Here is a 12,674-nt window from a genome sequence, read left to right on the forward strand (position 1 = left end):
AAGAGATGATGATATGATGGTTAAATTCTTAATATTTCCTATTAGGTCGTGGAGGCCAGAAAGCTTTCAGCCTCCGCAATGTCACCGGGACGGTCAACGTCGATGATTTTCGAGAACTGCCACGCCTTAAGGCGCATACCCGATGCGACCAGCGCACGCTGGAAATCACGCATGCGGCTTACGCCGGATGCCGCACAGTCGGCAAGAACGTCGAGTGCCTGCGGACGCAAGGCATAGATGCCACCTGAAACGTAGCGCACTCCGGGGACAGGATTGTCGAGAAATCCTGTGATGTCTCCTTCGGGGGTCGAGGCTATGTAAAGAGGCTTTTCGTCGTCGACATAGGTGGTGACAGCCATATAGCCGTCAGCCTGACTGTCGGCTTCAAAATCGGAGATGAAACGTGCGAATTCCTCGGGACGGAAAATGCTGTCGACTGTCAGAAGACAGAATGGACGCTCCCGGTTGAGCATGCCAGAAAGCGCATGGAAACTTTCCATCGAGCCTGTGGTTGACTTTTCAATGACACGCATATCAGCCTTGACCGACAGCGAACGCACACGGGCTGCCACCTCCGGCATGAAAGGATTGGTGATGACGCAGATGCTTCCGGCATCGGTCGAGTCGAGAATGCCGATCAGGCGTTCTATCATCGCTTCTCCGGCCAGTGTGACCAAAGGCTTGGGCAGACCGGCGTTTTCCCCACCAATCCGAGAGCCTTGTCCGGCAGCTATAATCGCGTAGTCCATATGGCGAGCTCCTTGCTATCGAAAGTTAGAGAAAGTGAATCAGGCTTTTTCAACCGGCAGCTTGTCGTTACCTTTGTCGTATGACTGGCGTCGCAGCGGATTGGATGTAGCTGCGGCCTCTCGACGGCGGTTGCGATAGATATCGATGGCCGAGTAGATGGCCTCGCGCATAGACTGCTCGTCGGCCTTCCCCTGCCCCACGATATCATAGGCTGTTCCGTGGTCGGGCGATGTGCGCACATAAGGCAGACCGGCGGTGAAGTTGACACCGTGCTCTCCGGCAAGGACCTTGAAGGGAATAAGACCCTGATCATGATACATGGCAAGAACGCCGTCGAACTTGGTGTAGTTTCCACTACCGAAGAAACCGTCGGCCGCATAAGGCCCGAAGGCGAGCACCTTGCGTTTCATAGCCTCGTCAATGGCCGGAGTGATTATGTCGGTCTCCTCATTGCCGATTATGCCTCCGTCACCTGCATGGGGATTGAGGGAGAGCACTGCGATACGCGGACCGTGGATGCCGAAGTCCTCGACAAGCGAACGGCTGAAAGCGATGATTTTTTCAGTTATTTCCTGCGACGTAAGCGCTGCGGCTACATTTGAAATCGGTTCGTGGATGGTAACGAGGGCAACGCGCAGTCCTTCGGCACACATTATCATCATGGCCTGACGGCCTTCGCCGAGGCGCTCCTGAAGATATTCGGTGTGGCCCGGGAAGTTGAAGTCGTCGCTGTGGATGGTCTTCTTGTTGATGGGAGCGGTGACAAGGACGTCAATGAGTCCGTCGCGAAGATCTGAGACAGCTCTTTCGAGAGCGGCAAGAGCAGCTTTTCCGCCATTAGTGGTGGGCTGTCCGGGATCGAGTTTACAGTCCTCGCCTACAACATTGATGATGTTGATTTCGTCGGGGGCAGCGCTGTCGGGGCTGTCAATCTGGAATAGTTTGAATTCGGGAAGCTCCATCCCTTTGCGATAGTAGTTGGCTATCTTGGCCGAGCCATATACGACGGGAGTGCAGAGTTCGGTTATACGAGTGTCGCCCAGTGCTTTGAGCAACACTTCATAGCCGATGCCGTTAATATCGCCATGGGTGATTCCCACTTTTATTTTTTTATCGTGTTCCATTGCTTGGCTTTGGTGTTACGGACAGGTAAAGAGACCCTATTCTTATCGGAAAGAGCCTATTAACCTAAAATTAATCGGTAAAATTACTAAAAAATCCCTCACCAGCAGCCAAAACCGTTGGCAGCCCACCCCTTTTAACACTCTTTAACCCTATATTAAGCCGAATGTAACTATTCTGACAAAAACATGTTGTGCTGCCGTTAGCTCGCTAAGGCCATTGCAATCTACATATTTTTCATCAGATTGTCAGGTGTGGCTATGGGACGAGCGCATTGACGGAATGCGCTTCCCACACACTCCACACCATTGCCCACACGACATTGAAAGGCCGACAATCTCATCTCGACACTATTCCGATCCCCGTCCGGGCAGGGCGAAACAACAGGCCATTAGAATTCATTGGAACGGATAGCTAAAAACAGAAGCTTCATAGTTAAAATTTAATAGTTTGTACATTAATTTTGTTAAAATTTGTTAACCGTTTGGGGGGATAATTTTTCTCCGTACATTTGTATGAAAATGTCGTCTGAAGTTTGGCGAACATTCCTCAAATACCTGAAAGGCTCTCTCACTTATGTTTCCGTGAATAATTCTCAATCTTATTGCCACATTTATCTATTGTTTTAGTAATGATATCGGCGAGGGATACAGTGCAAACTAATCAAAACAATTATAGAAAAATCTAAAAAAACCATGAGTGTATGAATTTAAGTCAGAAAACTCGTTATTGGTTGGCCATGTTGCTGACCTTGACCTTCTCACTTTCAGTTTATGCCCAGAACATCACAGTCACCGGTACTGTCACCGACAATACCGGCGAACCGCTTATCGGGGCAACAGTAATGCAGAAGGGAACCCAACACGGTGTGGCCACAGACATTGACGGTAACTACACCATCTCAGTTCCATCAAAATCAACTCTCCAATTCTCCTACATCGGTTACGATAACAAGGAAATACCCGTCAACGGACAGACCAAGATTGACGTGACCCTTGAAAACAACACAACCGTACTTGACGAAGTCGTTGCCATCGGCTACGGCACAGTCAAGAAAAAAGACCTCACGGGCGCTGTCTCCTCTGTCTCCGGTTCTGAACTTGCAAAAGTGCCTGTGACATCGGCTGCTGCCGCTCTTCAGGGCAAGGCCGCAGGTGTCAACATCGTCTCTCAGAACGGCGCTCCCGGTGCATCGATGAACGTCACCGTCCGCGGTGGTGCGTCGCTCACTCAGGACACCAAGCCCCTCTACATCGTCGACGGCTTCGCTATGTCCGACGCGCTCCAGAACATCGACATCAACGACATCGAGACTATCGACGTGCTCAAGGACGCTTCGTCGACCGCCATCTACGGTGCACGCGGTTCTAACGGTATCATCGTTATCACAACCAAATCGGCTGCTGCCGGTAAAACCAAAGTAGACTACAACGGCTACGTATCGTTCGACTATCTCTCGAAGAAACTCGACATGATGCAGAATGTCCGTAACTACGTCGGCTACCAGTATGAACTCGCCGAACTTCAGGGCAAGACCACCACTTGGGCAACAGGCTACAACGATGCCAACTACGACAACGACAACGAATGGTATTCAGGCATCTTCAACACCATGGACCAGCTCTATGGCAGTGCGGCCAACCCCTATTCGGTCGACTGGCAGGACGAAGCCTTCGGCGGTCACGCAACCACCCAGAACCACAATGTATCGCTCTCGACAGGCACTGACAAGACCCGTGTCCTTCTCAGCTACAACCACGTAAATCAGGACGGTCTTCTCGCCAACCACGACTACCGCCGCAACTCAATCCGCGCCAAAATCAACGCAGAGCTGTGGAAAGGCGTAAAAGTCGACTTCAACTCATTCTTCTACGACAAGACAACCCACGGCGGAGGCAACTATGGCCACATGGACTATGTGCTTCTCCAGCCAATCAACGGCGGTACGCTCTTCACTCAGGACGAACTCATGAACTCCGAGACTTCGATCCAGTTCAAGAAGCTCGACAGCAACTATAACCTCAACAACCCCCTCGTCCAGAACCTCGCTTCTACTTCCGAAAGCCACAACCGTCGCTTCGAAGTCAACGCAGGCATCACCATCGACTTCCTGAAATATCTGTCATGGCGCACTCAGGGTAACTATCAGACTTCATGGTCAAAGGGCAAGAGCTTCGCCGACGAACGCTCGACCGGCTACCTCGCAGACCCGGAAAACACCGGTATGACCGGTTCAATCAAAAACTCAACAGGTTCAGGCTGGCACATCTCCAACACCCTCAACTTCGTCAAGACATTCGCCGAGAAACACGACCTCTCGATTATGGTCGGACAGGAATACTCCTTCTCTAAGAGCGAAAAGGACAACTGGACACTCCGCAAGTTCCCCTACCCCAACCACGGCCTCAACGACATTTCCAACGTCGAGGTATCGTCTAAGGAATCAGGCTACTCCGAAAGCAACATGCTCTCATTCTTCGGCCGTGTAAACTACGGCTACGACAACCGCTACCTCATTACAGCAACAATGCGTGCCGACGGCTCTTCGAAGTTCGCAAAAGGCAACAAGTGGGGCTACTTCCCCTCGGCTTCGGCCGCATGGCGTGTGTCGCAGGAAAAATTCTGGCAGGAAAATGCTGTCGCTGAATGGTTCAACAACCTCAAGTTCCGCGTAGGCTACGGTGTGACAGGTAACAACGGCATCGGCTCGAACCTCTATGTCACAAACGCCTCAATGACAACCTACCCGACCGACAACGACGAAAACTCGCCCGCCTACGTCGTAGGCTCGACACTCGGCAACAAGAAGCTCAAATGGGAGACCCTCCACGCAACCAACGTAGGTCTCGACCTCGGTATGTTCAACAACCGCATCAGCCTCACTGTCGAGTGGTACAACAACCAGATTTCCGACATGCTCATGAACTGCGTCATCCCCACCTCGACCGGCTACAGCAAGCAGTATCAGAACGTAGGTAAGATGCGCAATCGCGGATGGGAATTCTCGCTCAACACCGTCAACGTGACCACTCGCAACTTCCAGTGGACATCGACACTCAATCTCTCGCTCAACAAATCGAAGGTTATCGCCCTCGAAAGCGGTGAGGACCACAAGACATTCAGCGCAGGCGGCAACCGTTCGGGAACAGTCACCTACTACGCTTCCGTAGGCCACAGCCTCGGCGACATGTATGGCTACAAATATGAAGGCATCTACACCACCGACGACTTCGAGCTCAACGAAGACGGCACTTACGGTGCTCTCAAAGAAGGCGTAGTCCTCCCCGCCACCGGCACTCCCAAACCCGGCGACATCAAGTTTGCGGCCGACACCGAAAACGAGGACGGAACCAAACAGTTCACACGCAAGCTCGTCAAAATCGGCAACGGTACTCCCGACCTCATCGGCGGTTTCAACAACCAGTTTACATTCAAGGGATTTGACCTCAACGTGTTCATGAAATTCAACCTTGGCAACGACATCTACAATGCCACCAAGCACGCCATGAGCCCCTATGCTCCCTTCGAGAACGTACCCACCGAGTTCGGCAACAACTACTACCGCCTCATCGACCCGGCAACAGGTCGCGAGACCAAAAACGTCGCTCGCCTCCGCGAACTCAACCCCAACGAGGCCGGACGCACTTGGGCACTCTCCACAAACAATGTCAACACCATCACCTATCCTTCGTCATACTTCGTTGAAGACGGCTCTTACCTGCGTCTCGCTCAGGTGACACTCGGCTACACCTTCCCCGCGAAATGGATGAAGAAGGTACATGTCAGCAACCTCCGCCTCTACTTCACAGCCAACAACCTCTGCACTATCACCGGATACTCAGGTTATGACCCCGACGCTTCGGCCAAGAACGACAACATCATCTGTACCCCCGGCTACGATTCGTCGACCTATCCCCTCTCGCGCAGCTACGTTGTAGGTCTCAATCTCTCGTTCTAACCTTAATCTGACATCAAGAATTCAACATGAACAAGAAAAATATATTCAGTTTCCTCACCGCAGCAATGCTGCTCGGAGCATCAGCACCTATGCTCACTTCATGCGAGGACACTCTTGATAAACCTTCATATACAGCCGACGACCTCGACTTCGTTTTCTCCGACGAAGGCAAAGCCGAACTTTTCGTCAAAGGCTGCTACCGCTCACTCGTATATTCGGAACTCTGGCGTCCGTTTATCGATCCGGGTGTCACTCTCAGCTGCGAGGAAGACCTCGTCGGCGGTCGCCCGCGCTCGGCAAACTTCGCCTACGACGTGATTCTGCCTGCGACAGCCACAACTGTCTACAGTCAGTCATACAAGACAATCGAGTCATGTAACATCGCTCTCGAACGTCTTGCCGGCCTCCCCGAAACCGACAAACGCAACGCCCTCATTGCCGAAGTCACATTCATCCGTGCCTTCGCTTACAATGAACTGATTCGTTTCTATGGCGACGTTCCTGCAATCTACACCCCCATCAGCTCCGAACCCGACGAGACTTGGTATCCCAAGCGTTCTGACCGCGACGGCATCTATGACCGTATCATCGGCGAGATGCAGGCCTGTGTCGACGACCTTCCTTGGTTCTCTGAGTCAGACTACGGTTCAGCTCCCGAACGTCTCACCCGTCAGGCTGCCAAAGGCATCCTCGCCCGCATCTGTCTCTATGCCGGTGGCTACTCGCTCCGCTGGAACACCGAGACCAACGATGCTTCTACCCTCCACATGGGACGCCGCGACGACGAAGCCCGCGTCCGCGAGCTCTACACCATCGCCGACAATGCTCTCAAAGAAGTAATCGAACACGGGGAAAACAGCCTCATCCAGAACACCAGCTCTATGAGCGGCTATCAGACTCTGTTCTACAACTACTGCCAGCGCAACTTCGGTGTGACTTCTCAGGAAATGATGTGGCACATCGCAAGCCTCGGCGAGTCGACCAACTTCGACTTCAGTATCTATAACGGACAGCCCGGATGTATGGGCGGAACTTACGGTTCACGCAAGACTCTGCAAGTTAAGCTCCCGACCTACTATCTGTCATTCGCCGCAAACGACACCCGTCGCGACGTGACCTGTGCCAACTACTCAATCACTTTCTTGAGCGACGCAACTAACTTCGACGGTTCAAACTGCGCCACCACTTTCTCAAGCATCATGCCCGGCAAATTCCGCATCCAGTGGTGTCAGGCTCCCTATGCGGCAGCCAAGCGTAACGTCGATGTTCCCCTCCTCCGTTATGCCGACGTTCTGCTGATGTATGCCGAAACCCAGAACTACCTCAACAACGGTCCGACAGGCGCAGCTATTTCCGCTCTGCAGGAAGTCCGCGACCGTGCCGGCATCGGCTCTATGCCCATCGCATCAGGCAGCCATGACGAATTCCTTGAAACCATCATGCAGGAACGCAAATGGGAACTCGGCGACGAGCTCGTGGTCCGTGGCGACCTCATCCGCACCAACCTCATCGAAAAGGAAATCCGTCAGGACCAGCAGGACATCAAGGACCTCTCTGACCGCACAGGCAAGTATGCGGATGTAGCTCCCATACGTCTGGTCAAACTCGAAATGAGCTCTTGCACCTACGGCGAGAAATTCCTGACAGTCCCCTTCATCGAAATCACTGATGCTGATGAAATCGCGCTTCTGTCACCGACACCTCAGGTCAACACCGCAAGCAACCGCAATAAGTTCAAGGCAAAAGTCAATCAGGTACTTGCCGCACACGGTATCACACCTGAAGAGAATGAAGCATGGTATGCGGTCAAGATGTTTGAAGCATGGACAAGCACATATAACAAGAATGCACGCCGTTGCGCCGGTTATACCCCCGCTGCTGTCACGGCTCTCAACATTGGCGCGTCAATCTATACAAAGCCTCTCGGCAGAGCTGAAAACAATGGCGAATATCCCGAATGGGTAGCCGGTAAGACCGGTATCTATTACGGTTTCGAGAAAAACAAGACCGAACTCTGCCCCTTCGCAGCCAAAAGTGCAGGTCATCCCCTCATCGATAACCCCAACCTGACACAGCATCCCGCCTACAAATAAAAACAACTGATAGGGAGGAGGACGACCTTCTCCCTATCAGTAACCAATCAACGGCATTATTAACAATTTAATACTCATTCATATTAAACATTTCTACACAATGAAAAAATCATTAATCCTTTCTGCAGCTCTCGTTGCTGCATTCGGAGCAAATGCAGAAGTCTTCACTTATGACTTCAACAATACTCCTATCTACTGCAAGGCCATCTTCGCTGAAGCAGGAACTATCGTAGACGAGGCTACCGAACTCGAAGGACTCGGCTTCTCAACCAATTACGACTTCATTGACAAGACCGGTGCTGCCAAGAACACTTGCGGCACATTGTTCAACGTCAAGGACGAAGAAGGAAAGTGGCACGCTTTGACAAACCGCGCTATCGACCTCGTTGACGGCCAGACTTACACTCTCGAAGGCAACGATGGCGATTTCACTCCAATTGACATGACACATCCCTTCATCTGCTGGGATCAGAATGGTGTAGGACCGGCCCGTACACTTCTCATGAAGGGTTGGGGTGGCACACACGCTGTAGATACCGACTACGGTGCTGCAAGCGAAGCCGATCAGGTTGAATCCACCCACGCAATCGCCTTTAACCGCAATGCCAACACCGGCAGCCGTACAGGCACATATGTTCAGTTCCCCGCTATCCAGAATCCGACTTCACTCACTATCTGGATCGGTCATGCAGGTGGCAAATATCTCGACAAGGGTCTCTATGCAGAGGTTGTCCCCGTTGTTGACGGCGTTGTTGGTGAAGTGATTCCTGTTCAAGGCATCGAAGGTGCAGTAGCTAAGCGTTACTACAAGATGGATGTGGCTCTTCCCGAAGGCCTCAAGGGCAACGTTGCTTTCCGTATCGGTTGCGGCGGTAGCGAACTTGGTCTCTATCACGTAGTGATGGAAAACGCATCTGAATCTTCAGCAATCGAAAATATCATCGCTAACGACAACGATGAAAACGCTCCCGTCTACAACGTTATGGGTATCGAAGTTGACGAAAACTACAAGGGCGTAGTCATCAAGAACGGCAAGAAATATATCCAGCGCTAATACGATAGCTGATAACTTATAGCCACAGGGGGCAGGAGACACACACTACTTATTCCTGATTAACTCGGGAATATATGTTTCTCCTTCCCTCTGTGTCTTTTTTATAAAATAACGTATCATTACCACCCCCCAAAAAAACAATCTTATCATGAAATCATTCAGCAAACTCGCTCTCGGATGCGGGCTTCTCGGCATGAGTCTGAGCGCTTTCGCTGCCGACGGACAGCTACTCGCATTCCCCGGGGCAGAAGGTTTCGGCCGGTTTACCACCGGTGGCCGAGGTGGCGAAATCTACCACGTCACCAACCTCAACGACTCCGGCCCCGGTTCTCTGCGTGATGCCGTCAGCAAGGAAGGACGCATAATCGTCTTCGACGTATCAGGCGTGATTGAACTCAAATCAGCTCTCGTATTCAAAGGCAACAACACCATCCTCGGTCAGACTGCACCGGGCGAAGGCATACAGGTCTACGGTGACCGTGTCAGCTTCTCAAATGCAAACAACCTTATTGTCCGTCACATGCGTTTCCGCATGGGTATCACCGGAACATCCGGCGCGGATGCCTGCGGCGTGGCAAACGGAACAGACATGATTTTCGACCATCTCTCCGTTCTTTGGGGACGCGACGAGAACTTCTCTGTAAGCTGGGACAACAAGAACAAGCGCCCTGCCAACATAACCATCCAGAACTCGATCATCGGCCAGGGACTCCAGTCTCATTCTTGCGGCGGACTGATACAGACCATCGGAGGTGTGACCCTCTATCGAAACCTGTATATCGAAAACAAGACCCGCAATCCCAAAGTTAAAGGCCTGAACCAATATGTCAACAACGTTGTCTATAACTGGGGAGACGGAGGCTGCTATATCATGAGCGACTCAGAAGGCGATTCATGGGCCGACATCGAGAACAACTATTTCGTAAAAGGTCCGTGGAACGGCTCAACCGACCCATTTGTGCGCGGAATCAAATCGTTCCGTTACTATGGAGCCGGGAATTATTATGATGATAACAAAAACGGTGTGTTGGACGGCCATCTCATGACCGAAGAGGAAATGCGCGGTGCACAAAGCGGAACTGCCCCCTACTCGACATATTTCAGCTCGCTCGAGGCCCTCAATGCAAACATTACCGAATACAACGCGACCGCGACCGAACAGATTCAACTCATCCCGGAAATCGCCAATAAGATGACTGCAGAGGAAGCCTACGCATGGATGCTCACAAGCGTAGGACCTGTACTTCCTGTGCGCGACGAGGTAGACCAATATATTATTGACGAGCTTGCAAGCTACGGAAAGACCGGCACACGAAATGGCATCACAAGCGAATCACAGCTTCCCCACCGAGGCAAAGGTATCCTCAGCGGTGGCGTAAAGCCTCTCGATACTGACGGCGACGCAATCCCCGACGAATGGGAAATCGCCAACGGACTTAACCCCAACGACCCGTCAGACGCAGTCAGCATCGACCCCTCGACAGGCTATGCATGGATTGAGGTATATGCCAATTCTATCGTCGAGGCATATCCCTACATCAAGAAACCGGTTTCACTTGCCGTCACCAATCAGGGCAAAGAGACCATCACAATATCATGGGGCATCAACAAAAACACTGAAAACGGATTCGTAGCCGAAATTTCGACCGACGGCAGCAACTTCGCGGAAGCCGCGACAGCAGCCGCAGGCGCTACAAGCGTTGAAATCTCAGGTCTGACCCCCGCAACAAAATACTGGGTTCGACTCCGTGCAACCGACGGCAAAGGCCTATACTCGGACTACACCGACATCGTAGCCACCGAGACTATCGACGATCCGTCAGCTCCCAAACCGGCTGTCAACCCATTCCCGGCTGAAGGAGCAAAAGAAGGTGTCGCCTCCGGAATCACATTCACTTGGGAAGACAATATCAAGACATACGGTGGCGAAGTGGTCTACACTCTCTATCTCGGTGAAAGCCGCGACGCAATGGACGCAGTAGCCAACAACCTGAAAGTCACCAAATGGGAAACCAAGGACCTCTCCGCCGGCAAGACATACTACTGGCGCGTCGACTCACGCAACGACATCGGCTCAACCGAAGGCACGGTATGGAGTTTCACTACCACCGCCGGCGGTGTGTTATTCTACACCGATTTCACCACAACTCCTGCTGAATATGCTGAAAAATACGGCTCGCTCTCAGGCAACACCGACATTTTCAAAAAAGGTTCTAAAAACGACTCCAAAAGCTTCAACGGAATGGTAATCGGTGTGGGCGCAACCTCAAGCCGAATCGTAGCCATGCCGGGCTGCTTCTCGGAAGACGGCAGCAAAGACTACGGCCCTGCCACTGAAGACGACAAGGGAGCGACAGCCAACTGCATCCAGTTTATCAACGGCAGCGAATATGTCACCACTCCGGCCGTACAGGGCCCGTGTGTCGTCACATATTACCTCGGCAATCCCTCGACCTCGCAGCAGACTGTCAAACTCTACACCATAGCCGGTGGCGAAGAGTCCTCGCAGGATCTCGTGCTTGGCGCAAAGAAGAGAATCTTCAAGTTCTCATCGACCTACACCAATGCAGGCGAAGTCCAGTTCCGTCTCGAATCAAACGGAAAGAAAATCGATGTCAACGACATCATCATCGAACGCTACATCGCACCCGACGGTGAAGAACCCCTCGAACTGACCGCCGGCAACCTCGACAACACAATCGAGTATACCGACGGCTCAATCGCTCTCACATTCAATCAGGAAGTGAAATATGAAGGCTCAGCCTCCATCGACGGCATCCACCAGTTTGAAACCATCTCTGTAGGCACATCAGGTGCGAAGCTCAACATCGCCTACGAGGCACTTGACGCAAATTCGACCTATACAGTCAAGTTCCCCGAGGGTGTGCTGACCAACGTTGCCGGCGACAAATCGTTTATCGGTGAAATCAAAATCACCACTAAGGACTTCCCGCGCGAAAAGACCGACGGCGAAACCCACTGGGGCAAGGCAGCAAAAACACTTCCTCTGAATTTCGCCCCCTTCAACGAAACCGCACCTTTCGAAACTGTAGGCTCACTCGTGCAGACCTCACAGAACGACTATCCCCACTGGTGTCAGACCGGCGGTGGAACAAATGCAGGCGAAGTCACCGCTGACCACGTGGCCTTCCGCTCGTCGTCAAGCAGCGACAAGGTCATGGCCTACTACGGCGAGGAAGCAAAGAAGATGTATATCGAGGTCGATGCCGACAATGAGACAACCGTGCGCCTGAAGATTCAGGAAACACGCAACGCCGACATCGCACCTACATGGCGCACAATACGAGTGCTCACCGAAAAGGACCTTCCTTTCAAGGGCGAGCTTGAACTCAACCCCGCATCGCGCTTCATCAAGATCACACCCGCTTCGGTTTCCGGCACAGTACGCCTCAACGCCTTCCGCATCTCAGACGCCAACGGCTACTTCGGCGAAGACTTCAGCGGAATCTCCGACATCACAGCCGACGACAATGCCCCTGTCGAATACTTCAACCTTCAGGGTATCCGCGTCGACAGCCCCGCACCCGGTCTCTACATCCGCCGTCAGGGCAACCGTGTCGAAAAAGTAATCGTGAAATAAAATCAATCCTTATTCGACGGATGGCGTGACCATCTGTCTTGTTTCCGTGAGGAAACCGAGAGTCATTGACTACGAACCGCAACCCGGCCGGCCTTC

6 protein-coding genes are annotated in these 12,674 nt (G+C 52.3%); 4 read left to right on the plus strand and 2 right to left on the minus strand.

Annotated elements, in window-relative coordinates; genetic code table 11:
- Positions 1 to 41: 41 nt before the first annotated feature.
- Both QZ311_RS07075 and pdxA read right to left on the minus strand, forming a co-directional pair.
- Positions 42 to 749: an NTP transferase domain-containing protein gene (locus QZ311_RS07075; protein ID WP_297065954.1), complete on the minus strand. Its 708-nt coding sequence runs from the start codon at positions 747 to 749 to the stop codon at positions 42 to 44.
- A 39-nt stretch (positions 750 to 788) separates the two neighbouring features.
- Positions 789 to 1,874, minus strand: coding sequence for a 4-hydroxythreonine-4-phosphate dehydrogenase PdxA (pdxA, locus tag QZ311_RS07080; protein WP_297065957.1), 1,086 nt, complete (start codon positions 1,872 to 1,874; stop codon positions 789 to 791).
- Between the two features lie 737 nt (positions 1,875 to 2,611).
- On the opposite strand from pdxA, the gene QZ311_RS07085 reads away from it, so the two are divergent.
- From QZ311_RS07085 to QZ311_RS07100, 4 genes are all read left to right on the plus strand, one after another.
- The gene (locus tag QZ311_RS07085) at positions 2,612 to 5,830 is read left to right on the plus strand and encodes a TonB-dependent receptor (RefSeq protein ID WP_297065959.1); all 3,219 of its coding nucleotides are present in this window, start codon (positions 2,612 to 2,614) and stop codon (positions 5,828 to 5,830) included.
- A 26-nt stretch (positions 5,831 to 5,856) separates the two neighbouring features.
- A complete protein-coding gene (locus QZ311_RS07090; RefSeq protein ID WP_297065962.1) occupies positions 5,857 to 7,923 on the plus strand; it encodes a RagB/SusD family nutrient uptake outer membrane protein in 2,067 nt (688 codons plus the stop codon).
- 100 nt (positions 7,924 to 8,023) lie between these two features.
- Positions 8,024 to 8,977: a hypothetical protein gene (locus QZ311_RS07095; RefSeq protein ID WP_297065964.1), complete on the plus strand. Its 954-nt coding sequence runs from the start codon at positions 8,024 to 8,026 to the stop codon at positions 8,975 to 8,977.
- Positions 8,978 to 9,125: 148 nt separating this feature from the next.
- Positions 9,126 to 12,578 (plus strand): hypothetical protein, encoded by a 3,453-nt coding sequence (locus QZ311_RS07100; RefSeq protein WP_297065967.1) that lies wholly within the window; start codon positions 9,126 to 9,128, stop codon positions 12,576 to 12,578.
- Positions 12,579 to 12,674 lie beyond the last annotated feature (96 nt).

Origin of the sequence: uncultured Duncaniella sp. (assembly GCF_910578445.1) — a bacterium.
GTDB lineage: Bacteria > Bacteroidota > Bacteroidia > Bacteroidales > Muribaculaceae > Duncaniella.

Bases quoted from the DNA above. Each gene is read 5' to 3' on its own strand.
- QZ311_RS07090 (WP_297065962.1), top strand. From the start codon at position 5,857: ATGAACAAGAAAAATATATTCAGTTTCCTCACCGCAGCAATGCTGCTC.
- QZ311_RS07085 (WP_297065959.1), top strand. From the start codon at position 2,612: ATGTTGCTGACCTTGACCTTCTCACTTTCAGTTTATGCCCAGAACATC.
- pdxA (WP_297065957.1), bottom strand. From the start codon at position 1,874: ATGGAACACGATAAAAAAATAAAAGTGGGAATCACCCATGGCGATATT.
- QZ311_RS07095 (WP_297065964.1), top strand. From the start codon at position 8,024: ATGAAAAAATCATTAATCCTTTCTGCAGCTCTCGTTGCTGCATTCGGA.
- QZ311_RS07100 (WP_297065967.1), top strand. From the start codon at position 9,126: ATGAAATCATTCAGCAAACTCGCTCTCGGATGCGGGCTTCTCGGCATG.
- QZ311_RS07075 (WP_297065954.1), bottom strand. From the start codon at position 749: ATGGACTACGCGATTATAGCTGCCGGACAAGGCTCTCGGATTGGTGGG.